The organism is Streptomyces rectiviolaceus, from assembly GCF_039533825.1.
Lineage (GTDB): Bacteria > Actinomycetota > Actinomycetes > Streptomycetales > Streptomycetaceae > Streptomyces > Streptomyces rectiviolaceus.
Map to the genome: position 1 here is coordinate 12428 of NZ_BAAAUG010000130.1, position 26566 is coordinate 38993.

Sequence of the window (26566 nt, forward strand, 5' to 3'; positions counted from 1 at the left end):
GCCACAGGTGCCCCGAAACGCCACGACGCCCGCCCCAGTCCGGTCGGGGACAAGGCGGGCGTCGCATCAGTTCCGTACGCCGTTGTACGGGACGTATCAGGGGCGGGACTAGACCATCAGGGAACGGTCCGTCGGGCGGATCGGGGACGGCAAGTCGCTCGCGCCGGTCAGGAAACGGTCCACGCCGCGCGCGGCGGAACGGCCTTCGGCGATCGCCCAGACGATGAGCGACTGGCCGCGGCCCGCGTCACCGGCGACGAAGACGCCGGGGACGTTCGTCTGGAACTCGGCGTCGCGGGCGACGTTGCCCCGCTCGTCGAGGTCCAGGGAGAACTGGTCCACGAGGCCGTTCTCGCGGTCCGTGCCCGTGAAGCCCATCGCCAGAGTCACCAGCTGCGCGGGAATCTTGCGCTCCGTGCCCGGCTTCTGGGTCAGCTTGCCGTCGATGAACTCGACCTCGATGAGGTGCAGGAACTGTACGTTCCCGTCCTCGTCGCCCTCGAAGTGCGTGGTCGAGACGGAGTAGACCCGCTCGCCGCCCTCCTCGTGGGCCGAAGTGACCTTGTAGAGCATGGGGAAGGTCGGCCACGGCTGACCCGCCGCCCGCTCCTCGCCCGGACGCGGCATGATCTCCAGCTGCGTCACGGAAGCCGCGCCCTGGCGGTGGGCCGTGCCCACGCAGTCCGCGCCGGTGTCGCCGCCGCCGATGACCACGACGTGCTTGCCCTCGGCGGAGACGGGCGTGGTGACGTAGTCGCCCTCCTGGACCTTGTTGGCCAGGGGCAGGTACTCCATCGCCTGGTAGACACCCTTGAGCTCACGGCCGGGGACCGGGAGATCGCGTGCCATCGTGGCGCCCGCGGCGATGACCACCGCGTCGTACCGCTTGCGCAGCTTCGCCGCGTCGATGTCGCGGCCGATCTCCACGCCCGTACGGAACTTGGTGCCCTCCGCGCGCATCTGCTCGATGCGGCGGTTGATGTGGCGCTTCTCCATCTTGAACTCGGGGATGCCGTAGCGCAGCAGGCCGCCGATGCGGTCCGCGCGCTCGTAGACGGCGACCGTGTGGCCCGCCCGCGTCAGCTGCTGGGCCGCGGCGAGACCCGCCGGGCCCGAGCCGATGACCGCGACCGTCTTGCCGGACAGGCGGTCGGGCGCCTGCGGCTTGACGTCGTTCGCGTCCCACGCCTTGTCGATGATCGAGACTTCGACGTTCTTGATGGTGACGGCGGGCTGGTTGATGCCGAGCACGCACGCCGACTCACAGGGCGCCGGGCAGAGGCGCCCGGTGAACTCCGGGAAGTTGTTTGTGGCGTGCAGCCGCTCGGAGGCGGCCGACCAGTCCTCGCGGTACGCGAAGTCGTTCCACTCCGGGATCAGGTTGCCCAGCGGACAGCCCTGGTGGCAGAACGGGATGCCGCAGTCCATGCAGCGCGACGCCTGCTTGGAGATGATCGGGAGGAGGGAGCCCGGAACGTAGACCTCGTTCCAGTCCTGGACGCGCTCGCCGACCGGGCGGGTCTGCGCGACCTCGCGGCCATGGTTCAAAAAGCCCTTGGGATCAGCCATTGGTCGCCGCCTCCATCATCTTCTCGGTGATCTCGGTCTCGGAGAGACCGGCTCGCTCGGCGGCGTCCTTGGCGGCGAGCACTGCCTTGTACGTGCTGGGGATGATCCTGCTGAAGCGCTCAACGGCGGTGTCCCACTCGGCGAGCAGCTTCTCGGCGACGGTCGAGCCGGTCTCCTCCTGGTGGCGGCGCACGACGTCGTGCAGCCACTTCTTGTCGGAGTCGTCCAGGGCCTCGACGGCGCCCACGTTGCCGGAGTTGACGTTGTCCCGGTCGAGGTCGATGACGTACGCGATGCCGCCCGACATACCGGCCGCGAAGTTGCGGCCCGTCTCGCCGAGGACCACCGCGTGGCCACCGGTCATGTACTCGCAGCCGTGGTCGCCCACGCCCTCGGACACGACCGTCGCACCGGAGTTGCGGACGCAGAACCGCTCGCCCGTGCGGCCACGGAGGAACAGCTCGCCGCCCGTCGCGCCGTACGCGATGGTGTTGCCCGCGATCGTCGAGTACTCGGCGAGGTGGTCGGCGCCGCGGTCCGGGCGGACGATGACGCGGCCGCCCGAGAGGCCCTTGCCGACGTAGTCGTTGGCGTCGCCCTCAAGACGGAGGGTCACACCGCGCGGCACGAACGCGCCGAACGACTGGCCCGCCGAGCCGGTGAAGGTGATGTCGATGGTGTCGTCGGGCAGGCCCGCGCCACCGAACTTCTTCGTCACCTCGTGGCCGAGCATGGTGCCGACCGTGCGGTTGATGTTGCGGATCGCGACCTGTGCGCGGACCGGCTGGGCGTCGGTCGCGCTGGAAGCGGAGAGCGCGTCGGCCGCGAGCTTGATCAGCTCGTTGTCGAGCGCCTTCTCCAGGCCGTGGTCCTGGACCGCGATCTGGTGGCGCACGGCGCCACCGGGCAGCGACGGCACGTGGAAGAGGGGCTCGAGGTCGAGGCCCTGCGCCTTCCAGTGGTTCACGGCCCGCTCGGTGTCGAGGAGTTCGGCGTGGCCGACGGCCTCCTCGATGGTGCGGAAGCCGAGCTCGGCCAGGATCTCGCGGACCTCCTCGGCGATGAACTCGAAGAAGTTGACGATGTACTCGGCCTTGCCGGTGAAGCGCTCGCGCAGCGCCGGGTTCTGCGTGGCGATGCCGACCGGGCAGGTGTCCAGGTGGCAGACGCGCATCATGACGCAGCCGGAGACGACGAGCGGCGCGGTCGCGAAACCGAACTCCTCGGCACCGAGCAGCGCGGCGATGACGACGTCACGGCCGGTCTTGAGCTGGCCGTCCGTCTGGACCACGATGCGGTCGCGCAGGCCGTTGAGGAGGAGGGTCTGCTGGGTCTCCGCCAGGCCCAACTCCCAGGGGCCGCCCGCGTGCTTGAGCGAGGTGAGCGGCGATGCGCCCGTACCGCCGTCGTGGCCTGAGATCAGGACGACGTCCGCGTGCGCCTTGGAGACACCCGCGGCGACCGTGCCGACGCCGACCTCGGAGACCAGCTTCACGTGAATCCGCGCCTGCGGGTTCGCGTTCTTCAGGTCGTGGATCAGCTGGGCCAGGTCCTCGATGGAGTAGATGTCGTGGTGCGGCGGCGGGGAGATCAGGCCCACGCCCGGCGTCGAGTGACGCGTCTTGGCGACCCACGGGTAGACCTTGTGTCCCGGCAGCTGGCCGCCCTCGCCGGGCTTGGCGCCCTGCGCCATCTTGATCTGGATGTCGTCCGCGTTGACCAGGTACTCCGAGGTCACACCGAAGCGGCCGGATGCGACCTGCTTGATGGACGAGCGGCGGGCCGGGTCGTACAGGCGGTCCGCGTCCTCGCCGCCCTCACCGGTGTTGGACTTGCCGCCCAGCTGGTTCATGGCGATGGCGAGGGTCTCGTGCGCCTCGCGGGAGATCGAGCCGTACGACATGGCGCCGGTCGAGAACCGCTTGACGATGTCGGCGGCCGACTCGACCTCGTCGATGGAGATCGAGGGGCGGTCCGACTTCAGGTTGAACAGGCCGCGCAGCGTCATGAGGCGCTCGGACTGCTCGTTCACGCGGTCCGTGTACTTCTTGAAGATGTCGTAGCGGCGGTTGCGCGTGGAGTGCTGCAGGCGGAAGACCGTCTCCGGGTCGAAGAGGTGCGGCTCGCCCTCGCGCCGCCACTGGTACTCACCGCCTATGTCGAGCGCGCGGTGCGCCGATGCGATGCCGGAGACCGGGTACGCCTTGGCGTGCCGGGCGGCGACCTCCTGCGCGACGACGTCGATGCCGACTCCGCCGATCTTGGAGGTCGTACCGACGAAGTACTTCGCGACGAAGTTCTCCTGGAGGCCGACGGCCTCGAAGACCTGCGCGCCGCGGTAGGAGGCGACGGTCGAGATGCCCATCTTGGACATGACCTTCAGGACGCCCTTGCCGAGCGCGTAGATCAGGTTCCGGATGGCCTGCTCGGCCCCACCATCTTCATCGGCCTGCAGGAATGTCCCGGCACGGACCAGGTCCTCCACCGACTCCATCGCGAGGTACGGGTTGACGGCCGCGGCGCCGTAGCCGATGAGGAGGGCCACGTGGTGGACCTCGCGGACGTCGCCCGCCTCGACGAGCAGGCCCACCTGGGTGCGCTGCTTCGTGCGGATGAGGTGGTGGTGGACGGCCGCGGTGAGCAGCAGCGAGGGGATCGGCGCGTGCTCGGCGTCGGAGTGCCGGTCGGAGAGCACGATCAGGCGGGCGCCGGCCTCTATGGCGGCGTCGGCCTCGGTGCAGATCTCCTCGATGCGGGCGGCGAGGGCCTCGCCGCCGCCGCTGACGCGGTAGAGACCGGAGAGGGTCGCGGCCGTCATGCCGGGCATGTCGCCGTCGGCGTTGATGTGGATGAGCTTGGCGAGCTCGTCGTTGTCGATCACCGGGAAGGGCAGCGTGACGCTGCGACAGGTCGCGGCGGTCGGCTCCAGGATGTTGCCCTGCGGGCCCAGCGAGGAGTGCAGCGAGGTGACGAGCTCTTCACGGATGGCGTCCAGCGGCGGGTTGGTGACCTGCGCGAACAGCTGCGTGAAGTAGTCGAAGATCAGCCGCGGGCGCTCGGAGAGCGCCGCGATCGGGGTGTCCGTGCCCATGGAGCCGAGCGGCTCACCGCCGGACTTGGCCATCGGCGCGAGGATGACGCGCAGCTCTTCCTCGGTGTAGCCGAAGGTCTGCTGGCGGCGCGTGACGGAGGCGTGCGTGTGCACGATGTGCTCGCGCTCGGGCAGGTCGGAGAGCTCGATCTCGCCGGCTTCCAGCCACTCCTGGTACGGGTTCTCGGCGGCGAGGGCGGCCTTGATCTCGTCGTCCTCGACGATGCGGTGCTCGGCGGTGTCGACGAGGAACATCTTGCCGGGCTGCAGGCGGCCCTTGCGGACGACCTTCGCGGGGTCGATGTCGAGGACGCCGACCTCGGAGCCGAGGACGACGAGGCCGTCGTCGGTGACCCAGTAGCGCCCTGGACGCAGACCGTTGCGGTCGAGAACGGCGCCGACCTGGGTGCCGTCGGTGAAGGTGACACAGGCCGGGCCGTCCCAGGGCTCCATCATCGTGGAGTGGTACTGGTAGAACGCGCGGCGTGCCGGGTCCATCGAGCCGTGGTTCTCCCACGCCTCGGGGATCATCATCAGGACCGAGTGCGGAAGCGAACGTCCACCGAGGTGGAGGAGTTCGAGCACCTCGTCGAAGGACGCCGAGTCGGACGCGTCCGGCGTACAGATCGGGAAGACGCGATCGAGCTTGTCGGTGCTGCGCTCGCCCGCGGAGGCGAACAGGTCGGAGGCGAGCTGCGACTCACGCGCCCGCATCCAGTTCCGGTTGCCCTTGACCGTGTTGATCTCGCCGTTGTGCGCGACGAAGCGGTACGGGTGCGCGAGCGGCCAGCTCGGGAACGTGTTGGTGGAGAAGCGCGAGTGGACGAGCGCGACGGCCGTGGCGAAACGACGGTCGGACAGGTCGGGGAAGAACGGTTCCAGCTGGCCGGTGGTGAGCATGCCCTTGTAGACGATGGTCCGGGCGGAGAGCGACGGGAAGTACGTCCCGGCCTCACGCTCGGCGCGCTTGCGCAGCACAAAGGCCTTGCGGTCGAGCGCGACGTCGGTGCTCTCGCCGTCGGCCACGAAGACCTGCCGGAAGACCGGCATCGTCGAGCGGGCGGTGGCTCCGAGCAGCTCGGGGGCGACGGGCACGTCGCGCCAGCCGAGGACCGTCAGGCCTTCCTCGGAAGCGATCGTCTCGATCTGTGAGACGGCGGCGTCGGTCGTGCCCGCGGTGTCGACCGGCAGGAAGGCGATGCCGACGGCGTACGCGCCGGCCTCGGGGAGCGCGAAGCCGGTGACCTCGCGTAGGAAGGCGTCCGGGACCTGGAGCAGGATGCCGGCGCCGTCGCCGGAGTCCGGCTCGGAACCGGTGGCACCACGGTGTTCGAGATTGCGCAGTACGGTCAGCGCCTGTTCGACCAGCTCATGGCTGGCTACACCGGTGAGGGTGGCCACGAACCCGACACCACAGGCGTCGTGCTCGTTACGGGGGTCGTACATGCCCTGAGGGGCGGGGCGACCGTCCATGGGCGACCAGGCGTGCGTACGCATTGGCTCTCCCGTCGTCGTCGTGGCATAGGCAAAAAGCGAGGGACGACGTTGGCCCAGGCGAAATTTCGTGCAGGTTACATGATGGAACGCTTCTCGAAAAGCGGATAGCTCATTCCAGCATGTGGACATCGCTCATAGGTGTGGAGAGCGACAAAGAGGGGACCAATGCGGACAGATCCATGACCGAGGGCCCGAGAGCGGCACAGGCCTCATTGCCCGCAGCGCTTACGGCTCATGCCCGGTGGTTAAGGACTCGAAACCGCCGAGTAACGGCTACTTATGCAGAGCCCCGCATAGGACTGCAAGAGTTCATCCTACGGCGGTACCGAACAAGCTGCCCAGGGCGTACGTCACACCGGCCGCGGCGCCGCCGAGCGCGAGCTGCCGAAGCCCGCTGAACCACCAGGACCGCGCGGTCACCTTCGCCACGACCGCACCGCAGGCGAAGAGCCCGATCAGCGCGAGCAGCAGCGCGGGCCAGAACGTGTCGGCGCCGAGCAGATACGGCAGCACGGGAAGCAGGGCTCCGAGCGCGAAGGCACCGAAGGAGGAGACCGCGGCGACGGTCGGCGACGGCAGATCGCCGGGATCGATGCCCAGCTCCTCGCGCGCGTGGATCTCCAGGGCCTGCTCGGGGTCCTTGGACAGCTGCTTGGCGACCTCGCGGGCGAGCTTCGGCTCGACGCCGCGCGACACGTACAACTCGGCGAGCTCCTTCTCCTCGTCCGCCGGGTGCTTGCGCAACTCCCTTCGCTCCACGTCGAGTTCGGCCTGCACGAGCTCACGCTGCGAGGCGACGGAGGTGTACTCGCCCGCCGCCATGGAGAAGGCGCCCGCCGCGAGGCCGACCAGACCCGTGACGACGATGGTCTGCTGCGAGACGGCTCCACCGGCGACACCGGTCATCAGGGCCAGGTTGGACACCAGGCCGTCCATCGCCCCGAAGACGGCGGGGCGCAGCCAGCCGCCGTTCACGTCGCGGTGGGTGTGGTTGTCGCGGTGCGCTTCGTGCAGCGTCGCTTCGGTCTCGATGATCGCCATGGTGGGCCCCCTCAGTGCTTGGACGATCTCGAAAGTACGCGCGAAAAATCGCCCTCGCCAGCAAGGAAGGCCGTACTTACCTGCGCGAACGCGAGTTCCTCGAACCGGTGATCGCATGGTTCGGAGGAGTGACGCTGACGCTTCGGATGCTCGCGTCAGGGGTGGCGCGTGGCAGGGATGCAGACAGAGACGCAGGCAGCCGCAGCCAGCGATGCAGGCACACGTCTCGGCACCAGGAGGCACAGCATGACGGGCTTGACGGGTGTGACAGGAATGACCGGCCTCCGGGAACGGGCGCGCGGCGCGCTTCTCGGACTTGCCGTCGGCGACGCGCTGGGCGCGCCCGCCGAGAACATGAAGCCGTCGGAGATCCGCCGCCGTTGGGGACGCATCACCGGGTACGTCGCCGAACATCCCTCGGGCACGGACGACACCGAGTACGCGATCTTCTCGGGGCTCCTGCTCGCCCGGCACGGCTCGGCGCTCACCGTCGCGCATGTCGAGACGGCCTGGCACGAGTGGATCGCGGACCTCGACGAGGGTCCCTTCCGAGGCGCGGGCTTCAGCGAACGCGGCACGCTTGAGAACCTGCGCCGTGGCCTCGCGGCGCCCATCTCGGCGCAGCACCGGCACGCGTGGAGCGACGGCCTGGCGATGCGGGCCGCCCCGTTCGGGGTCTTCGCCGCGGGTCAACCGGCCGAAGCGGCCCGGCTCGTCGCGATCGACGGCTCCGTCAGCCATGACGGCGAGGGCATCTACGGCGGGCAGGCGGTGGCCGCGGGGGTCGCGGCGGCGATGGTCGGGGCGGCGGTGGACTCCGTGGTGGCCGCGGCCCTGTCCGTCATCCCGATGGACTGCTGGACGTCCCGTTCACTGCGGCGTGCGGTGGCGGTGGCCCATCGCGGCGAACGCGCGGTCCGCTCCGCGGTGGTGATCGGCGGCTACCCCTGGACCGACCTCGCCCCCGAGGCGGTGGGGCTCGCCTTCGGGGCGTACGCGGCGGCCTCCGGGGAGTTCCCCGGCGCGGTGCTAACCGCCGTGAACATGGGGCGGGACGCGGATACGACTGCCGCGGTGGCTGGAGCGCTGGCCGGCGCGTCCTGCGGGGTTTCGGCGATTCCCCTGCCGTGGGCGGCGGCCATCGCTCCCGCGCGGGGGAGTTGCCTGCCTTCCATGCGGGGGCATCACGTGCTGGACATCGCGGAGTTGCTTGTTTCTGACCGGGGGGTCTCGTGACCGCCGACAAGCCCGGCGCTTCGCGCCGGATCTCTCCCTCCCACCCACCCGTTCACCCCGCAGCAGCTCCCGGTGAGGACACAGCCGTCCCCGCTGTGGGCAGGCGTTCCGCAGGGCGATGGGGGTCCCCCCGCTCGAGCGCAGCCGAGAGTGGGGGAGGGTGGGCACAGCCCTTGATGCCGGGCGCGGATCAAAGCGAGGCGCCCGGATCCCGCATCGAGGGCCTCCTCCTAGGCCTGGCGGCGGGCGACGCCGCCGGGTGGCCTGCCGCCCGCCACAGGGCAAGCCGCATGCCGGAGTGGACCCGGAGACTGACCCGCGAGCTCGACACCTTCGCCGAGCAGAACGCCACCACCACCCTCCCCGTCCCCATCGCCCTCAACCAGCCCCCGGAACCCCTCCGCCTAGGCCCCTCCGACGACGCCGAATGGGCAGCCTTCACCGCCGAGTCCCTGCTCCGCGCGGCGGACGGGACGCTCGACCCCCAGCTGCCCCCGGACCGCCGGGTCCGCGCGACCCTGGACATTGCCTGGGGCGCCCTCGCCAGCGAGATCGCCGCGGCGGCGGCCCGCGCCCCCGAGGTCGAGTCCGCGGTGCTCCCTCTCCGCGCCCGCATCTCCGTACGCGCCGGCCTCGGCAACCTCGCCACCGGCCTGCGCCCACCCGCCACCGGCCACGACAACCCCCACTTCTTCGACGACGCCGCCTGCGTACGCGCCTGTGTCCTCGCCCTGGTCCACCCGGGCGACCCCGAACAGGCCGCCGCGCTCGCCGAGTTCGACGCCCGCTACACCCAGGACGGCGACGGCGTGCACGGCGCCCGCGCCATGGCCGCGGCGATCGCGGCGGTGATCGGCAGCGCGGACGTCGACGCCACCGTGGACGCCGCTCTCGCCCAGCTCCCCGAGCACACGGAGATCGGCCGCAACGCCTGGCACGCCGTCAAGCTCGCCCGCACCCAGACAGAGGACGGCGCCTTCGGCCTCGTCCCCCTCCTGGAGCACCAGATCGTCGACCACGTCTACAGCTACGGCATCGCAGCCGCCGAGACCGTACCGGTCGCCCTCGCCCTGACCACCGCGGCCCGCGGCCGCATCCGCGACGCGGTGCCCGCAGCCGCCTGCCTCTCCCGCGTCGCGGACTCCGCACCCGCCCTGGCCGGCGCGCTGACCGGCGCGATCGGCACGGCCACCGCCATCCCCGAAGCCTGGCGCGACGCCTGCCGCGCCCTCTCCGGCTGCGCGCTCCCCCGCCTCGCGGGCACCGATCTGGTGGAACTCGCCGGGCATCTGGCAGCCACGGAACTGACCACTCCGGGAGGACAATTCCGGCATGACGCCATCAATGGAACCAACAGGACCGGATCTCCCTGACCGCATCACCGCCTGCCTGGTCGGGGCCGCCGTCGGCGACGCCATCGGCGGCCCGGTCGAGGGCTACTCCCCCGAGCAGATCGTCGAACGGCACGGCGGTCGCGTACACGGCATCGTCGGCCCCTGGAACGGCGACCACTGGCGCACCGCCCGCCCCATCGCGCCGTACCACAAGGGCGACGGACACGTCACCGACGACACCTTGATGACGCACGCGCTCATCCGCGTGTACGCCGCCGTCCGCGACCACTTGGACGCCTACGCGGTCGCCGACCACCTGGTCCCCGACCTCATGACGACCCCTCGCTGGATCCCGGAACTGGAGGCGGAGGCCATCCCCCTCCAGCGCGTCTTCCTCGCGGAGAAGTGGATCGTCGCCCGTATCCACTACGGCCACGTCGACCCGCGCGAGGCGGGCACCGGAAACATCGTCAACTGCGGTGCGGCGATGTACATGGCGCCGGTCGGGCTGGTCAACGCGGCCAACCCGAAGGGCGCGTACGCCGAGGCCCTCGACATCGCGGGCGCGCACCAGTCGTCGTACGGACGTGAGGCCGCCGCGGTCTTCGCGGCGGCGGTCGCGGCGGCGTGCGCACCGGGCGCCACGCCGACCTCGGTGATCGACACCGCCCTCTCCCTCGCCAAGGACGGAACGCGGGACGCGATCGATTCGGTGGCCGAAGCGGCCTCACACCACCGGGACTTCGAGTCGGCGCTTGTCCCCCTCCGTACCGCTGTCACCCCCTTCGACACGGTCGGCCAGGACTATCGCGCCCCGTCCCTCGGGGCCCGGCGCCCCTCCCGCATCCACGCCATCGAGGAACTCCCGATCGCGCTCGGCATGCTCCTGGTGGGCGACGGCGACTACCGCCACACGGTCCTCGGCTCGGTCAACTACGGCCGTGACTGCGACTCCATCGCGACGATGAGCGGCGCCATCGCGGGCGCGCTCGGCTCGGGCGCACCGCCCGAGTGGTCGAAGACGGTCGCGGAGGCGAGCCGCCTGGACCTGCACGCCCCGGCGACGACGCTCACGGAGGTCACCCAGGAGATCTTCGCCCGCGACGTACACCGCCGCCGCGTCCACGAATCGGCGTACGCGGCCCTGACGGCCACCCCATGATCCGCCTCACCTGGGTCCAGCCGGAGGACTTGGTGGGCCACGAACTCCGCCAGGCGGAGGAGGAGGGCCACGACGTCTCAGCGGTACGTTCCCGCTGGCTGGCAGCGGGCGGCCACCTGGCCCCCAGCAGAGCGGGCGCGTCCCCGACCCCGCCCGCACCCCACCTACGGGTCTTGGCTGTACAACTCTTGGACGAACTGTCCTCGCCGTTGTGGGCAGGCGTTCCGCAAGGCGGAACGGGTGGGCACAACGCACCACTGCCGGGTGCGAAACCAGCAGCGTCTACTACACGAGGGCTACGCCACCGCCTACACGCCGCCTGGCTAGGCAGAGCAGCAGGCTGCCTACTGGGCAAACCGGTAGAAAAGCTCCCGCTAACCGGCATCAGAAGCCTAGCCAAAGCAACAGGAAACTGGCCCCTGACCACCTGGTTCACGGAAAGAGGCGTCCCCCAGGACCTCCGCAAGGCCCACCCCTGGAACAAACGCTCCGCACAAACCTCCCTCGCCGAGAACATCGACGGCATGCCCGAGGACGACGACCTCAACTACCCCCTCCTCAACCTCCGCCTCCTCCAACGCCACGGCAGAGACTTCACCACCACGGACGTGGCGAAGCTATGGCTGGACGAGCTCCCCGCGGCCCGCACCTTCACCGCCGAACGCATCGCCTACCGCAACCTCCTCAACGGCATCGAACCCCCGCACACCGCCACCCACCACAACCCCTTCCGCGAATGGATCGGCGCCCTGATCCGCGCGGACGTCCACGGCTGGACGCACCCCGGCGCCCCCACGGCGGCAGCCGACAGCGCGTACCGCGACGCGTGCCTCACGCACACCGCCAACGGCGTGTACGGCGCGATGTTCGCGGCGGCCACCATCGCCGAGGCAGCGGCAGGCACCGGAGACGTCCACCACTGCCTCCGCACAGGCCTCACCGTCGTACCGCCGGACTCACGCCTGTCCCGCGCGATCCGCCACGCCATCCAACTGGCAACCGAGACAACGGACTTCGACCAGGTCGTCGACGACCTGCACGCCGCCTACGGCCACCACCACTGGGTCCACGTCATCCCCAACGCCGCCCTCCTGTCCGCCGCCCTCACCCACGCCGAAGGCGACTTCACCGGCTCCATCACCCGCGCGGTCTCCGGCGGCTGGGACACCGACTCGAACGGCGCGACCGCGGGCTCGATCGCGGGCCTGCTCGCGGGCCACCCGGACGCGCTGCCCGACCGCTGGACGTCCCCGCTCAAGAACCGCCTCGCCAGCTCCGTCCCGGGCTTCGACGGCACCGGCTTCGACACCCTCGCGGACCTCACCACCGAACTCGCCGAATCAGTCGAACTCGCCCAGGAGACTCAGGAGAGACCCCACCCATGACCCACATCGCCGTGCTCGGCAGCACGAACATGGACCTCGTCGCGTACGTCGCCAAGGCACCACAGCGCGGAGAGACCGTCACCGGGCACGAGTTCCGTACGCTCCCCGGCGGCAAGGGCGCCAACCAGGCCGTCGCCGCGGCCCGCGCGGGCGCCGACGCCGTGTCGATGATCGGCGCGGTCGGCGCCGACGCCTTCGGCACCCAGCTCCGCACCGCACTCGACCACTCCGGCGTCGACACGGACCTGCTGCGCACCGTCGACACCGCGGCCACCGGCACCGCGCACATCGTGGTCGACGACGAGGGCGGCAACGCCATCGTCGTCATCCCCGGCGCCAACGCCACGCTCACCGGGCTCGCCCCCGGCGACGAGGGGCTGATCGCCTCCGCCGACACCCTCCTGCTCCAGCTGGAGATCCCCGTCGAGGGAGTGCTCGCCGCCGCCGAGGCCGCCCGCAGACACGGCGTACGCACCATCCTGACACCGGCGCCCGCACAGCCCCTGCCTCCCGAACTCCTCGCCGCCATCGACCTGTTGGTCCCGAACGAGCACGAGGCGGCCACCCTCACCGGCCTGACCGACCCGCACGCCGCCGCCCGGTCGCTCCTCTCCCAGGTCCCCGAAGTCGTCGTCACGCTCGGCTCGCGCGGCAGTCTGTACGCGGCCCGGGACGCCGAGCCGGTCCTGGTGGCGGCCCCGCACGTCACCGCCGTGGACACGACGGGCGCGGGCGACACCTTCGTCGGCACCCTCGCGGTGGCGCTTGCCGAGGGCGGCTCCGTGCCGGACGCGCTCACGTGGGCGTCGTCGGCGGCCGCGCTCTCCGTGCAGCGTCCGGGGGCTTCGGCGTCCATGCCGTTCCGCTCCGAGATCGACACCCAGGCGAACGGCGGCGCGTCATGACGGGACCCCTCACCGCCACCACGGCACCCCTCACCGGCCTGCGCGTCCTCGACCTGGCGACGCTCTTCGCGGGCCCGCTCGCCGCCACCATGCTCGGCGACTTCGGCGCGGAGGTCATCAAGGTCGAGCACCCGCGCAAGCCCGACCCGTCCCGTGGGCACGGCCCCTCGAAGGACGGCGTCGGCCTCTGGTGGAAGCTCCTGGGCCGCAACAAGCGCACGATGACGCTCGACCTCTCCGCACCCGGCGGCCGCGAGACCCTCCTCCGCCTCGCCGCCACGGCGGACGTGATCGTCGAGAACTTCCGCCCGGGCACCCTGGAGAAGTGGGACCTGGGCTGGGAGGAGCTGAGCGCGGCGAACCCCCGCCTCGTCCTGACCCGCGTCACGGGCTTCGGCCAGTTCGGCCCGTACTCCCGCCGCCCCGGCTTCGGCACGCTCGCCGAGGCGATGAGCGGCTTCGCCGCGATCACCGGCGAACCGGACGGGCCGCCGACCCTGCCGCCCTTCGGCCTCGCCGACTCGATCGCGGGGCTCGCGACGGCGTACGCGGTGATGACGGCGCTCGCGGCCCGCGACCGTACGGGCAAGGGCCAGGTGGTGGACATGGCGATCATCGAGCCGATCCTCACGGTCCTCGGCCCGCAGCCGCTCTGGTACGACCAGCTGGGCCATGTGCAGCCCCGCACCGGCAACCGCTCCACCAACAACGCCCCTCGCAACACCTACCGCACGGCGGACGGCAGTTGGGTCGCCGTCTCCACGTCGGCCCAGTCGATCGCGGAGCGCGTGATGCGCCTGGTGGGCCGCCCGGAGCTGATCTCCGAGCCCTGGTTCGCATCAGGCGCGGACCGCGCCGCCCACGCGGACGTGCTCGACGGGGCGGTCGGCGGCTGGATCGCCCGGCACACCCGCGCGGAGGTGATCGAGGCCTTCGAGAAGGCGGAGGCGGCGGTCGCCCCCATCCAGGACGTACGCGACGTCATGACGGATCCCCAGTACGCGGCCCTGGACACCGTCACCACGGTCGACGACCCGGAGCTCGGCCCGCTGCGCATGCAGAACGTCCTGTTCCGCCTCTCCGAGACCCCGGGCTCGATCGGCTGGGCGGGTCGCCCCCACGGAGCGGACACGGAGGAGGTCCTGACCGAACTGGGCCTGACCGAAGGGGAGATCGCGGGGCTGCGCGAGGAGGGCGCGCTATGAGAGAGGCACCTCTCACCTGGCTGTACGCACCCGGAGACCGGCCGTCCGTCGTGGCGAAGGCCCTGCTCGCGGGCGCCGACGCCGTCATCGTCGACCTGGAGGACGCGGTCGGCCAGGACCGCAAGGAGTACGCGCGAGCGGCGACGGCCGAGCTGCTCTCCGACACCCCCGCCGTCCCGGTCCACGTCCGCGTGAACGCCCTGGACGGCCCCCTGGCCGACGCCGACCTCCGGGCGATCGCGCACCTCCCCGGGGTCTCCGGCCTGCGCCTGCCCAAGGTGACCTGCCCCGCCGACGTCGTGCGCGTCGCGGAGCGGTCGGCCCCCGCGGACGGCGGCGCCCCCGCCCTGCACGCCCTCATCGAATCGGCCGTGGGCCTGGAGCACGCCTTCGCCATCGCCACCGCGCACCCGGCCCTGCACGGGCTCTCCCTCGGCGAGGCGGATCTCCGCGCGGACCTGGGAGTACGTGACGACGCGGGCCTCGACTGGTCCCGCGCGCGCGTGGTGGTGGCCGCACGGGCGGCGGGCCTAGCCCCGCCCGCGCAGTCGGTGTACGCCGACATCCGTGACATCGCGGGCCTGACGGCATCCTGCGCGCACGGCCGTTCCCTGGGCTTCCTTGGCCGCGCCGCGATCCACCCCCGCCAGCTCCCCGCCATCGAAAGCGCCTACCTCCCGACGCCGGAGGAGATCGACCACGCCGAGCAGATCGTCAAGGCGTCCACGACGGAGTCGGGCGCCTTGGCGCTCCCGGACGGCACCTTCGTGGACAAGGCCGTGGTGGAGGGCGCGCGGCGGGTCCTGGATCTCGCTCGGCGGCGCCCATAGCGATGGGGCCGCCGGATCGGTGATCCAGCGGCCCCATCGACGTACGAAGCAGGAAGCGCGTCAGCCCTTCTTGGCGGACCCGGCCCCGTCCTTGTCCTTGTCCCCTGTGTCCGCAGACTCCTCGGTGTCCTTGGCGTCCTTGGCGTCCTTGGCGTCCTTGGCGTCCTTGGACGATTCGGCGTCGTCGCCCTCCGAAGCCTCCGCGGCCTCCTCGCCGTCAGGCACGGGCTCGACGATCTCCTCGCGGCCAGGGCGCTTCTTCGCGGAGAGCACGAAGTACACGACGGCGAGCACGAACACCGCGATGGCGGTCCAGACGTTGAGCCGCAGACCGAGGACGTGGTGCGCGTCGTCGACCCGCATGTACTCGATCCAGCCGCGCCCGGCGCAGTACGACGCGACGTACAGCGCGAACGCCCGGCCGTGGCCCAGCTTGAAGCGGCGGTCGGCCCAGATGACCAGGAAGCCGACGCCGATGCACCAGAGGGACTCGTAGAGGAACGTCGGGTGGTACGTGCCGGGTACCCGGCCGTCCTCCGCCGACGTGATCTTCAGCGCCCACGGGAGATCCGTGGCCTTGCCGTACAGCTCCTGGTTGAACCAGTTGCCCCAGCGGCCGATCGCCTGGGCGAAGGCGATGCCGGGGGCGAGGGCGTCGGCCCAAGCCGGCAGCGGGATGCCGCGCCGGCGACAGCCGATCCAGGCACCGACCGCGCCGAACGCGATCGCGCCCCAGATACCGAGGCCGCCCTCCCAGATCTTGAAGGCGTCCACCCAGTCACGGCCCTCGCTGAAGTACAGCTGGTAGTCCGTGATCACGTGGTAGAGACGCCCGCCGACGAGGCCGAACGGCACGGCCCAGACGGAGATGTCGGCCACGGTGCCTGGGCGGCCCCCGCGAGCGATCCACCGCTTGTTGCCGAGCCAGACGGCGACGAAGACGCCGATGATGATGCAGAACGCGTAGCCGCGCAACGGAATGGGTCCGAGTTCGACCACACCGCGCGACGGGCTGGGAATGAAGGCAAGGTCCATGGCAGGTCCGACGCTACCGTGCCGGGTGGTGCCCGAGGCAACCAGCCCGGCTACGTCTCCATAACAGGACCTCATAACAGGGCCGCATGACCGGGCCCCGGGAGAGGCCCGCTCCAAGGCGCGGGCCACCCCTTGCTAGCCCTTGTTGGCTTCCTCGACCTTCGCCTTCAGCTTCGCCGGCGTCAGCGGATTCTTCTGGTCACCGAAGATGTTCTTGCCGTCGAGCAGCACACTCGGCGTGCCCTGCAGGCCCGCGTCCTGGAAGGCCTTGTTCGACTTGTTGGCCCAGGTGTCGTGCTTGCCGTCGTTCACGCACTTCTTGAAGGAGTCGGTGACGAGGCCGTCCACCTCGCCCGCGAGCTCGATCAGCTTGCTGTTCTTGCTGAACGCGTCGTCCGTCTCGGCGGGCTGGTTCTTGAACAGCACGTCGTGGTACGGCGTGAACTTCCCGGCGTCCTGGGAGCAGGCCGCCGCGTTGGCCGCGCGCAGGGAGCCGCTGCCGCCCATGTTCCCGTCGATGATCGTCGCCAGGTGATACTCGACCTTGAGCTGGCCCTTGCCGGTGAGCTCGTGGATCGTCTTGCGATACATGTCCTCGAACTGCTTGCAGGCGGGACAGCGGAAGTCCTCCCAGATGGTGAGGGTGGACTTGGCGCTGTCCTTGCCGACGGGGATCGCGAGCTGATCCTCTCCGGTCGCCCCCTTGGGGACGGCCAAGGGGCCCGAAGTGTCCTTGTCGTCACCCGAGTTGGCAGCGACCAGACCGGCCACGGCGGCGAGCGCGAGCACGCCCACGACGGCGGCACTCACGATCAACACCCTGCGCTGCTTGTCCCGCGACTTCTGCCGCTCTCGCTCTTCCGCCAGCCGGTCGCGGGCCGCGCGCTTTCCCTCACGGTTCTTCTCGCTCACACCCCGCCAACGAACCGGGGAGGCACGAGCATGCCTCCCCGGTCCCAGGTCCACCCGTACGAGTTACGCGTTGCCGCGAACTCCCTTGGCGAGATCACCCGCGAGCGCGCGGACGGCGGCAAGGCCCGCGGCTTCGTCCGGCGCGTCCAGCATCCGCTGGACGAAGGCGGAGCCGACGATCACGCCGTCGGCGAAGCCCGCGACCTCGGCGGCCTGGCGGGCGTTGGAGACGCCGAGGCCGACGCAGACCGGCAGGTCGGTGGTGGCCTTGGTGCGCCGCACCAGCTCCTGCGCCTGCTCCCCGACGGACTCACGGGTGCCCGTGACGCCCATCAGCGAGGCCGCGTAGACGAAGCCGGAGCCTGCCGCCGTGATGGTGGCGAGCCGCTCGTCCTTGCTGCTCGGCGCGACGACGAAGACCGTCGCCAGACCGTGCTTCTCGGCGTGCTCCCTCCAGAGCGCCGACTCCTGGACGGGCAGGTCGGGCAGGATGCACCCGGCGCCGCCCGCCTCGGCGAGCTCGGCGGTGAAGCGCTCGACGCCGTAGCGGTCGATCGGGTTCCAGTACGTCATGACGAGCACCGGCTTGCCGGTCGCCTCGTGGGCCTCGCGCACCGTATGCATCACGTCGGCGATCTTCAGGCCCGCCTTGAGCGCGATGTCGTCGGCGGTCTGGATGACGGGGCCGTCGAGGACGGGGTCGCTGTGCGGAAGACCGACCTCCACGACATCGGCGCCTCCGTCGAAGACGGCCTTGATGGCCGCGATGCCGCCGTCCACGGTCGGGAACCCGGCCGGGAGGTAGGCGATGAGGGCGGACCGGCCCTCGGACCTGGCCGCGGCGAGAGTCTCGTCCAACAGCTGAATGTTGCCGCTCACTTGGCGTCCCCCTCGATCTCCGCGCCGGTGCCTGCCGCGTCCGCCTCGACGGCGGCGTCCGTGTCGTACAGGCCGAAGTAGCGCGCGGCCGTGTCCATGTCCTTGTCGCCGCGCCCGGACAGGTTGATGATCAGCAGCCCGTCCTTGCCCAGCTCCTTGCCGACGTCGAGTGCCCCGGCGAGCGCGTGGGCGCTCTCGATGGCCGGGATGATGCCCTCGGTGCGCGACAGGAGGCGCAGGGCCTGCATCGCCGCGTCGTCGGTGACCGCGCGGTACTCGCCGCGGCCGCTGTCCTTGAGGAAGGCGTGCTCGGGGCCGATGCCCGGGTAGTCGAGTCCGGCGGAGATCGAGTAGGGCTCGGTGATCTGCCCTTCCTCGTCCTGGAGGACGTACGACCGCGAGCCGTGCAGGATCCCCGGCTCTCCGGCGGTCAGCGTGGCCGCGTGCTCGCCGGTCTCGATGCCGTGTCCCGCGGGCTCGCACCCGATGAGCCGGACGCCGGCGTCCGGGATGAAGGCGTGGAAGAGGCCGATGGCGTTGGAGCCGCCGCCCACGCAGGCGACGGCGGCGTCGGGAAGCCGTCCCGCGCGCTCCAGGATCTGGCGCCGGGCCTCGACCCCGATGACGCGGTGGAAGTCGCGCACCATGGCGGGGAAGGGGTGCGGTCCCGCGACGGTCCCGAAGAGGTAGTGCGTGCGGTCCACGTTGGCGACCCAGTCGCGGAACGCCTCGTTGATGGCGTCCTTCAGGGTCCTGCTGCCGGACTTCACGGCGATGACCTCGGCGCCGAGCATGCGCATGCGGGCCACGTTCAGGGCCTGGCGCTCGGTGTCGATCTCGCCCATGTAGATGGTGCATTCGAGGCCGAAGAGCGCGCAGGCGGTGGCGGTGGCGACGCCGTGCTGTCCGGCGCCGGTCTCCGCGATGACGCGGGTCTTGCCCATGCGCTTGGTGAGCAGGGCCTGGCCGAGCACATTGTTGATCTTGTGCGAGCCGGTGTGGTTCAGGTCCTCGCGCTTGAGGAAGACGCGTGCGCCACCGGCGTGCTCGGCGAACCGGGGCACTTCGGTGAGGCTGCTGGGGCGTCCCGTGTAGTTGACGAGGAGGTCGTCGAGCTCGGCGGCGAATGCCGGGTCACTCTTGGCCTTCTCGTACTCGACGGCGACCTCGTCCACGGCGGCGACGAGGGCCTCCGGGATGAATTTGCCCCCGAACGCGCCGAAGTAGCCCTCGGCGGTGGGGACTTGACCCTCCGGGTCGGGGATGAAGAACTGGCTGGGCATGGCTGATTCCTCGCTGAGGCTGGCGTTGACGTTTGGCATGAGTACGCCTTTACGCCGTTGCTGGCTGAGGATTCCGCGCGACTGCGGCCCGTCTTGGGCTTGTCGCGCAGTTCCCCGCGCCCCTGACGGGGCGCTTCAGCTCGCGGCGGCGTTCGAGGCGCCGCCCTGCCATCGCATCCCGTTGACCTGTCCCGGTTCATCGCCGATGACGTACCGCACCCGCCGCCCGTGGACACGCCGCGCCGGCGCCCGGCAGCCGCGGGGGCGGCAGCCGGGGGCGAGGCGGGCGGAGATCGGCATCGGGAGGGTCAGCTCCGTCCGTGCCGCAGGGCCGGGTGCGCGCCCGCGGCGACCAGGTCGGAGACCGCGCCCTTCGGGTCGCGGCCGGTCACGAGGGACTCGCCCACGAGCACCGCGTCGGCGCCGGCGTTGGCGAACGCGATGAGGTCGTGCGGCCCGCGCACACCGGACTCGGCGATCTTGACGATGCTGTCCGGCAGCTCGGGCGCGACGCGCTCGAAGGTGGAGCGGTCGACCTTCAGGGTCTTGAGGTCGCGGTTGTTGATGCCGACGACCCGCGCGCCCGCGTCCACGGCCCGCTCTGCCTCGTCCTCGTCGTGCACCTCGACGATCGGCGTGAGGCCGATCGAATGGGCGCGCTCGATGAGCGACTCCAGGGCGGGCTGCTCGAGGGCGGCCACGATCAGCAGGGCGAGGTCGGCGCCGTAGGCCCTGGCCTCCCACAGCTGGTACGAGGTGACGATGAAGTCCTTGCGGAGCACCGGGATGTCGACCTTGGCCCGGACGGCCTCCAGGTCGGCGAGCGAACCGCCGAAGCGGCGCTCCTCGGTGAGCACGGAGATGACGGCGGCGCCGCCCGCCTCGTAGTCGGCGGCGAGCCCGGCCGGGTCGGCGATCGCGGCGAGCGCGCCCTTGGACGGGCTCGAGCGCTTGACCTCGCAGATGACCTTGACGCCTTCACCGCGCAGCGCGGCGACCCCGTCCTTGGCCGCAGGAGCCTTCGCCGCGCGCTCCTTGAGCTCGTCGAGGCTGACGCGCGCCTGCCGTTCCGCGAGGTCGGCACGGACTCCGTCGATGATCTCGTCGAGCACACTCACGCGAGCGGCCCCCTTCCCTGACGGTGAAGCTGCTGTTTGAACCTCAAGCTGTTCGGCTGCCTCATAAGGCATTCCGATGGTCACTGCGATGGTATCCGCAGGAGGGCGAAGGCCTCGCATCCGGTTGACGCCAGTCCCACGACGTGGACACCCGATACCCCTGCTGCCTGGGCTTTCTCGAAATATCAAGGGTGCAGCCATGCCCCGAACGGCAGATTGCGCACGAGCGTGAACACGGCGATGAGTACCCCGATCCCGTACAGCTGTGCGGGCCCCAACTCGATCCGCAGCCGTCGCCCGCGCGCCGCACGGGCCGCCCAAAGCGTCCACACGACCGCGAAGACGGCGTACGCGACGACGGCGAGCGCGTTGGCGCCAAGGGCCGTGGCGAAGTCGCCGTGGACGAAGGCATGGGCGCTGCGCAGTCCGCCGCAGCCGGGGCAGAACACTCCGGTGAGCCGCAACAGCGGACAGGCGGGGTAGTGGCCGGGCTCGTTCGGGTCGACCGTCCCGACGTAGGCGAAGGCGGCGATCACCGAGCCGAGGACGCCGACGGGCACGGCGAGCCGCCGCAGTGCGGGGCCGACGGGTGGTGCCGCGCTCTCGGGTTCAGCGTTCACCCGATGCATTCTGCCCCTCGGCGGCGGCCTGTGCCCGGCAGGGAAACGCGAGAGGAGGCCGCCCCGGCGCCTGCCGGGACCGCCTCCCACGTACGTCGGTGAAACTCAGCCCTCGGAGTGCGCGAGCTGCCCCGTCGCCTGCGGCTGCCGGCGCTTCGCCTGGCCGAGACCCGCGGCGCGCATGACCATGCCCACGACGCCACCGGCGGCGATGATGACCATGCCGGCCCAGAAGCCCATCGGGTTGGCCATCACCATGAAGGCACCCGATACGCAGAAACCGATGAAGGCGATGATGACACCGGTCCAGGCGGCCGGGGTGTGTCCGTGGCTCGTGCCCGCCATGACTTGCTCCTCGTTGCTGTATGCGTGGTGGTGATGCGTGGGGTGAGCCGAACGCTCACCGGTCCATTGTCCCGTACGCGCGCGCGTGCCGTGAGCGCGGGGGTCACGCCTCGCGCGTCGGGTCCTCGCCGCGGTCGAGGGCCTTCCACAGGTCTTCGGGCCGGTCCGGGTCCACCGTGGGCGGCGCCTTGCGCGGGCGCGGTGCGCCGTCGCGTTCGTAGCGTCCCGACATCGCGGGCCAGGACCTGCCGTACGTGAGGGCGAGCAGCCCGGCGATCAGGATCAGCGCGCCCGCGGCGGCCGCCGCGTAGGGCCAGGCCGTGTGGCTGAGATCACCGATCGTGGCGGCGGCGTCGCCGGAGGCCTCGGCGGCCTTCTCGTCGAGCGCGCCGCCGTCGTCGGCGGCTAGGAGGGCGGCGACCACGGTGCCCGCGCCGCTCAGCGCGAGCAGCAGCGCGACCAGCATGCGCCCGGCCTTGCGGACGGCGAAGACGGCGACGAGGGCCGCGAGGCCCACTATCGCCAGGGCCGCGGGAACGCCCGTGACATCGCTGCCCGTGGCGCTCAGCGGCAGCTCGCCGCCCGCCACCGAAGCGGTGCCGTTGGCCCACGTCTGGCGGGACGCGAGCAGCGCGAGGGCCGCGCCGACCGCGCCGGACAGCAGGGCCACGGCGATGCTGCGGCGGCCGCTGCGCTGAGCCCGGGTCTCGGGCTCGGCATCGGGCTCGGCGGCGTCGGCGGGCTGGGTGCGGGGCGGTGGTACAGCTGAAGTCACCCCTCCACTATCCCTCACGTCCATCGGGGCGCCGCAGCCGGTTCGCCGTGTGGATGGCCCTCAGGACCGCCGCCGCCTTGTTGCGGCACTCGGTGTCCTCGGCCACCGGGTCGGAGTCGGCGACGACCCCCGCTCCGGCCTGGACGTATGCCGTGCCCTCGCGCAGGAGCGCGGTGCGGATGGCGATGGCGGTGTCGGAGTCGCCCGCGAAGTCGAGATATCCGACACACCCCCCGTACAGGCCGCGCCGGGAGGGTTCGAGCTCGTCGATGATCTGCATCGCGCGGGGCTTGGGGGCGCCGGAGAGGGTGCCCGCGGGGAAGCAGGCGGTGAGGACGTCGAAGGCGGTGCGTCCCTCGGCGACCTGTCCGGTGACCGTCGACACGATGTGCATGACGTGCGAGTACCGCTCGATGGACATGAAGTCGACGACCTCGACCGATCCCGGCTCGCAGACGCGCCCCAGGTCGTTGCGGCCCAGGTCGACCAGCATGAGGTGCTCGGCCCGCTCCTTGGGGTCGGCGAGCAGCTCGTCGGCGAGGGCCTGGTCCTCCTGCGGGGTCGCGCCGCGCGGCCGGGTGCCCGCGATGGGATGGACCATGGCGCGCCCGTCCTCGACCTTGACGAGCGCTTCGGGCGACGACCCGGCGACGTCGAATCCGTCGAAACGGAAGAGGTACATGTACGGCGAGGGGTTGGTGGCCCGCAGCACGCGGTAGACGTCCAACGCGCTTGCTTCACAAGGGGTTTCGAAGCGCTGCGAGGGGACGACCTGGAAGGCCTCGCCCGCGCGGATGCGCTCCTTGATGTCCTCGACGGCTTCCTGGTACTGCTCGCCGCCCCACAGCGCGGTGTACTCCGGGAGCTCGGACGGCGGCAGCGCGGCCGGGGGCTGGGAGACGGCCCGCGACAGGTCGGCCTCCATGGCGTCGAGGCGGGCCACCGCGTCGGCGTACGCCTCGTCGACGCCCGTCTCCAGGTCGTTGTGGTTGATCGCGTTGGCGATCAGGAGCACGGAGCCGTCCCAGTGGTCGAGGACGGCGAGATCGCTGGTGAGCAGCATGGTCAGCTCGGGCAGCTTGAGGTCGTCCCGCTCGCCGGGGCCGATCTTCTCCAGGCGTCGCACGATGTCGTAGCCGAGGTACCCGACCATCCCTCCCGTGAAGGGGGGCATCCCGGACGCCAGGTCGTGCGGGGTGTGCAGGGCCTCGACGGTGGCGCGCAGGGCGTCGAGCGGGTCGCCCGATGTGGGGACGCCGACGGGCGGGGTGCCCAGCCAGTGGGCCTCGCCGTCGCGGGTGGTGAGGGTGGCGGCGCTGCGGACGCCCACGAAGGAATAGCGAGACCAGGATCGGCCGTTCTCCGCGGACTCCAGGAGGAACGTGCCGGTCCGCTCTGCGGCCAGCTTGCGGTAGAGCCCGACCGGAGTGTCACCGTCCGCGAGGAGCCTGCGGCTGACGGGGATCACTCGGCGGTCGCTCGCGAGCTTGCGGAAGGTCTCGAGATCCATGGGGACGAGCTTACGGCCGTGCGGGTGGGAGGCTGTGTTGCTGGTCAATCCGTGGAACGCGAGCCGCTAGAAGTGGACGATGACGACGACCAAGCGCCGTACGCTGACCGCCCTCGCCCTCCTCCTCGCCTCGACCGCGTTCGCGGCATCCGCCCCCGAGCCCGTGGTGTGGCCCGCCCCCAAGGACGTACCCGAGAGGGTCCGGGCGGCGGGCCTGGAGATGCTCGACACCGAGGCGATGGACATGCACATCCACACCACCCTGAAGGTGTACTCCGGCGGCCGTCCCGTCACGGTCCCCGCGGACATCGGCATCGACCGCTCGGGCCCCAGCCCCCGCTACAGCCCGCTGCACACGCACGACACCACCGGCACCCTGCACGTGGAGTCGGAGCGGTGGCGGGACTTCACCCTGGGTCAGTTCATGACCGAGTGGGGCGTGAGCGGCGTGCGGGAGAAGTGCGGGGCCGACGTCGGTGGGCGCACCCGGGCGGGCGACCCGTCCCGCATCGTGCTGCGGGACGGGGAGACGATCACGCTTCGGTGCCGGTGAAGGTGACCGGGAGGGAATCGGCGTCGAAGCAGGTGCGGGTTCCCGTGTGACAGGCGGCGCCGATCTGGTCGACCTGGACCAGGACGGTGTCCGCGTCGCAGTCCAGGGCCACGGACTTCACGTACTGGAAGTGGCCGGACGTGTCGCCCTTGACCCAGTACTCCTGGCGGCTGCGCGACCAGTAGGTGCAGCGGCCGGTGGTGAGCGTGCGGTGCAGCGCCTCGTCGTCCATCCAGCCCAGCATCAGCACCTCGCCGGTGTCGTACTGCTGGGCGACGGCGGGGACGAGTCCGTCCGGGCCGCGCCTGAGGCGGGCGGCGATCTCTGGGTCGAGGCTGCTGGGCGGGGGCGTGGCGGTCATGAGGCCATTGTGCCGCGCGCCCGGGGCACCACCGGCCCATGTCCACTGGGCGGACCACGTACCGAGTCGTAGGCTGGGTGGCATGTCGACCCATGCCAAGCGTGAACGACTTCTCCTCGCCGATCTGTTGGAGGCGCAGGGCCCTGACGCCCCCACCCTCTGCGAGGGCTGGAACACCCGTGATCTCGCGGCCCACGTGGTGGTCCGCGAGCGCCGCGCGGACGCCGCGGGCGGGCTGCTGATCAAGCAGCTGGCCCCACGCCTGGAGCGTGTGCAGGCCGAGTTCGCCGCGAAGCCGTACGAGGAACTGATCCAGCTGATCAGGACGGGACCTCCGCGCTTCTCCCCCTTCTCCCTCAAGCAGATCGACGAGGCGTCGAACGCCATCGAGTTCTATGTCCACACCGAGGACGTGCGCCGCGCCCAGCCCGACTGGACGCGGCGCGAGCTCGACCCGGTCTTCTCGGACGCCCTGTGGTCCCGCCTGGAGCGGATGGCCCGCCTGATCGGCCGCCAGGCGCCGGTGGGCGTGGTCCTGCGGCGCCCCGACGGCCAGACGGTGGTGGCGCACCGCGGCACTCCGGTGGTGACGGTGACCGGGGAGCCCTCCGAGCTGGTGATGTTCGCGCACGGCCGGCAGGACGTGGCCGACGTCGAACTGGACGGTGACAAGGACGCGATCGCCCGACTGCACGAGACGAAGCAACTGGGCATCTGATGATCCGGGTCGCGATGACCGGGGTGTACGTGGACGACGTGGCCAAGGCCCACGCCTTCTACACGAACGTCCTCGGCTTCGAGACCCGGCACCACGTGGACATGGTGGGCGGGCCGGTCTTCGTCACCGTGGGGGCGGCGGGGGCGCAGCCCGACCTGGAGCTGCTGCTCGAACCGGGCGAGGGGCCGATCGCGGAGCCGTACCGCAAGGCACTGCACGAGGCCGGGATCCCGGCCATCGTCTTCGGCGTCGACGACGTACGGGCCGAGCACGAGCGCCTGACGGGGCTCGGGGTCCGCTTCACGCAGGGGCCCGAGGTGCAGGGGCCGGTGATCACCGCGGTGCTCGACGACACGGTGGGGAACCTGGTGCAGCTGATGCAGGGCGCGTCCGCGCAGTAGCCGCAGGTCTCACGGCCGGGGCGGGGCGGTCGGCAGCTCGGCGCGGCGCAGGGCTCGGGAGCAGAGGCCGAGCACCCCGCCCGCCGCGCTCATCGCCGCGCTCGCGGCGAAGACCGGCTCGACGCCCCAGGCACCGATCGCCGCGCCGACCACGGGAAAGGTCATGGGGGCGATGCCCACCGTGAAGAGCGTCACCACCGAGGTGACGCGCCCCAGGTAGGCGGGCTCGGTGACGGTCTGCACGAGGGCCCCGATCAGTGCGCCACCGAGGCCGGTGCACAGGCCCACGCAGAGTCCGGCCACCGCCGCGACGGCGACCGAGGGGGCGAAGCCGATCGCGCCCAGCGCGACGGCGCCCGCCACCACTCCCCAGGACTGCACGGCTCCGGCCCGCGCTATTCGCCCGCGTACGGCCAGCAGCAGCGCCGCCGCACCGGCGCCGACACCGAAGCCCCCCATGGTCCACGCCATCCCGGCGGCGCCCCAGCCACGCTCGTCGGCGAGCAGCACGACGCCGATGTTGGCGGGTCCCGCAAAGCCCAGCTCCGTCACGGCGGCCACCAGGAGCAGCGGGGCAAGCACCCGGTGTCCTCGGATGTACCTCAGCCCGCCCACGAGCTGGTGCCGGGCGGTCTCACTCGTCCCCGCTTCCTCGTCCGGGGCCAGTTCCCGGACCCGTACGGCCATCAGCAGCACCAGCGAGACCGCGAAGAGCACCCCCGCCACGCCGAACCCCGCCGCGGGCCCGCCCACCGCCACCGCGAGGCCGCCCACCGGCGCGGCGGCGACCGTGGCGACGCG

At 71.3% G+C, this 26566-nt stretch carries 25 protein-coding genes; 10 read left to right on the forward strand and 15 right to left on the reverse strand.

The genetic code is table 11. The features are described 5' to 3' along the window. Positions 1-108: 108 nt before the first annotated feature. The 3 genes from ABD378_RS31805 to ABD378_RS31815 form a co-directional block, all read right to left on the reverse strand. Positions 109-1569 carry a glutamate synthase subunit beta gene (locus ABD378_RS31805; protein ID WP_344526520.1) on the reverse strand — a complete coding sequence of 487 codons (1461 nt, stop codon included), beginning with the start codon at positions 1567-1569 and terminating at the stop codon, positions 109-111. Next, the gene (gltB, locus tag ABD378_RS31810) at positions 1562-6157 is read right to left on the reverse strand and encodes a glutamate synthase large subunit (RefSeq protein ID WP_344526522.1); all 4596 of its coding nucleotides are present in this window, start codon (positions 6155-6157) and stop codon (positions 1562-1564) included. The genes ABD378_RS31805 and gltB overlap by 8 nt, the downstream gene beginning before the upstream one ends. Before the next feature lie 309 nt (positions 6158-6466). After that, positions 6467-7198, reverse strand: coding sequence for a VIT1/CCC1 transporter family protein (locus ABD378_RS31815; RefSeq protein WP_344526524.1), 732 nt, complete (start codon positions 7196-7198; stop codon positions 6467-6469). A 246-nt stretch (positions 7199-7444) separates the two neighbouring features. Between ABD378_RS31815 and ABD378_RS31820 the strand changes: the two genes are divergently transcribed. The 7 genes from ABD378_RS31820 (at position 7445) to ABD378_RS31850 (ending at position 15255) form a co-directional block, all read left to right on the forward strand. Further along, complete coding sequence (locus ABD378_RS31820; RefSeq protein WP_344526526.1) at positions 7445-8434, forward strand: ADP-ribosylglycohydrolase family protein; 990 nt, start codon at positions 7445-7447, stop codon at positions 8432-8434. A gap of 176 nt (positions 8435-8610) precedes the next feature. Then, entirely contained in the window at positions 8611-9807 is a 1197-nt protein-coding gene (locus ABD378_RS31825) for an ADP-ribosylglycohydrolase family protein (RefSeq protein ID WP_344526528.1), read from the forward strand. Continuing rightward, the gene (locus tag ABD378_RS31830) at positions 9767-10930 is read left to right on the forward strand and encodes an ADP-ribosylglycohydrolase family protein (RefSeq protein ID WP_344526530.1); all 1164 of its coding nucleotides are present in this window, start codon (positions 9767-9769) and stop codon (positions 10928-10930) included. The genes ABD378_RS31825 and ABD378_RS31830 overlap by 41 nt, the downstream gene beginning before the upstream one ends. Continuing rightward, positions 10927-12315 (forward strand): ADP-ribosylglycohydrolase family protein, encoded by a 1389-nt coding sequence (locus tag ABD378_RS31835; protein WP_344526532.1) that lies wholly within the window; start codon positions 10927-10929, stop codon positions 12313-12315. The genes ABD378_RS31830 and ABD378_RS31835 overlap by 4 nt, the downstream gene beginning before the upstream one ends. After that, entirely contained in the window at positions 12312-13220 is a 909-nt protein-coding gene (gene rbsK, locus ABD378_RS31840; protein ID WP_344526534.1) for a ribokinase, read from the forward strand. Before ABD378_RS31835 ends, rbsK begins: the two co-directional genes overlap by 4 nt. After that, positions 13217-14425: a CaiB/BaiF CoA transferase family protein gene (locus ABD378_RS31845; protein ID WP_344526536.1), complete on the forward strand. Its 1209-nt coding sequence runs from the start codon at positions 13217-13219 to the stop codon at positions 14423-14425. The genes rbsK and ABD378_RS31845 overlap by 4 nt, the downstream gene beginning before the upstream one ends. Beyond that, the gene (locus ABD378_RS31850; RefSeq protein WP_344526538.1) at positions 14422-15255 is read left to right on the forward strand and encodes an HpcH/HpaI aldolase/citrate lyase family protein; all 834 of its coding nucleotides are present in this window, start codon (positions 14422-14424) and stop codon (positions 15253-15255) included. The genes ABD378_RS31845 and ABD378_RS31850 overlap by 4 nt, the downstream gene beginning before the upstream one ends. A 60-nt stretch (positions 15256-15315) precedes the next feature. Here the strand turns inward: ABD378_RS31850 and lgt are convergent, their stop codons facing one another. The 10 genes from lgt to ABD378_RS31900 form a co-directional block, all read right to left on the reverse strand. Then, positions 15316-16290: a prolipoprotein diacylglyceryl transferase gene (gene lgt / locus ABD378_RS31855; protein WP_344526540.1), complete on the reverse strand. Its 975-nt coding sequence runs from the start codon at positions 16288-16290 to the stop codon at positions 15316-15318. A gap of 135 nt (positions 16291-16425) precedes the next feature. Further along, positions 16426-17202, reverse strand: coding sequence for a DsbA family protein (locus tag ABD378_RS31860; protein ID WP_344526542.1), 777 nt, complete (start codon positions 17200-17202; stop codon positions 16426-16428). A gap of 63 nt (positions 17203-17265) precedes the next feature. Continuing rightward, the gene (gene trpA / locus ABD378_RS31865) at positions 17266-18081 is read right to left on the reverse strand and encodes a tryptophan synthase subunit alpha (RefSeq protein ID WP_344526544.1); all 816 of its coding nucleotides are present in this window, start codon (positions 18079-18081) and stop codon (positions 17266-17268) included. Continuing rightward, entirely contained in the window at positions 18078-19364 is a 1287-nt protein-coding gene (gene trpB, locus ABD378_RS31870) for a tryptophan synthase subunit beta (protein ID WP_344526546.1), read from the reverse strand. The genes trpA and trpB overlap by 4 nt, the downstream gene beginning before the upstream one ends. Before the next feature lie 135 nt (positions 19365-19499). Beyond that, positions 19500-19664: a tryptophan biosynthesis modulator TrpM gene (gene trpM, locus ABD378_RS31875; RefSeq protein WP_344526548.1), complete on the reverse strand. Its 165-nt coding sequence runs from the start codon at positions 19662-19664 to the stop codon at positions 19500-19502. Positions 19665-19672: 8 nt separating this feature from the next. Beyond that, on the reverse strand, positions 19673-20482 hold the full coding sequence (gene trpC, locus ABD378_RS31880) for an indole-3-glycerol phosphate synthase TrpC (RefSeq protein ID WP_344526550.1): 810 nt from the start codon (positions 20480-20482) through the stop codon (positions 19673-19675). A gap of 185 nt (positions 20483-20667) precedes the next feature. After that, on the reverse strand, positions 20668-21111 hold the full coding sequence (locus ABD378_RS31885; protein WP_344526552.1) for a DUF2752 domain-containing protein: 444 nt from the start codon (positions 21109-21111) through the stop codon (positions 20668-20670). Positions 21112-21207: 96 nt separating this feature from the next. Further along, positions 21208-21447, reverse strand: a complete 240-nt coding sequence (locus ABD378_RS31890) for an HGxxPAAW family protein (protein ID WP_344526554.1) — start codon at positions 21445-21447, stop codon at positions 21208-21210. A 103-nt stretch (positions 21448-21550) separates the two neighbouring features. Then, on the reverse strand, positions 21551-22246 hold the full coding sequence (locus ABD378_RS31895) for a TIGR02234 family membrane protein (protein WP_425583902.1): 696 nt from the start codon (positions 22244-22246) through the stop codon (positions 21551-21553). Further along, positions 22230-23732: an anthranilate synthase component I gene (locus ABD378_RS31900; protein WP_344526558.1), complete on the reverse strand. Its 1503-nt coding sequence runs from the start codon at positions 23730-23732 to the stop codon at positions 22230-22232. The genes ABD378_RS31895 and ABD378_RS31900 overlap by 17 nt, the downstream gene beginning before the upstream one ends. Before the next feature lie 79 nt (positions 23733-23811). Between ABD378_RS31900 and ABD378_RS31905 the strand changes: the two genes are divergently transcribed. Then, entirely contained in the window at positions 23812-24285 is a 474-nt protein-coding gene (locus ABD378_RS31905) for a hypothetical protein (RefSeq protein WP_344526560.1), read from the forward strand. Here ABD378_RS31905 and hisI read toward each other — a convergent pair. Then, complete coding sequence (hisI, locus tag ABD378_RS31910) at positions 24266-24646, reverse strand: phosphoribosyl-AMP cyclohydrolase (protein WP_344526562.1); 381 nt, start codon at positions 24644-24646, stop codon at positions 24266-24268. The two genes, ABD378_RS31905 and hisI, sit on opposite strands and share 20 nt — an antisense overlap. Before the next feature lie 82 nt (positions 24647-24728). Between hisI and ABD378_RS31915 the strand changes: the two genes are divergently transcribed. Together ABD378_RS31915 and ABD378_RS31920 are read left to right on the forward strand one after the other, a co-directional pair. Then, positions 24729-25364, forward strand: a complete 636-nt coding sequence (locus tag ABD378_RS31915; RefSeq protein WP_344526564.1) for a TIGR03085 family metal-binding protein — start codon at positions 24729-24731, stop codon at positions 25362-25364. Continuing rightward, the gene (locus ABD378_RS31920) at positions 25364-25765 is read left to right on the forward strand and encodes a VOC family protein (RefSeq protein WP_344526566.1); all 402 of its coding nucleotides are present in this window, start codon (positions 25364-25366) and stop codon (positions 25763-25765) included. The genes ABD378_RS31915 and ABD378_RS31920 overlap by 1 nt, the downstream gene beginning before the upstream one ends. Positions 25766-25774: 9 nt before the next feature. On the opposite strand, the gene ABD378_RS31925 is transcribed toward ABD378_RS31920, so the two are convergent. Next, the coding region (locus tag ABD378_RS31925) for an MFS transporter (protein ID WP_344526568.1) at positions 25775-26566 on the reverse strand (792 nt) is incomplete at its 5' end.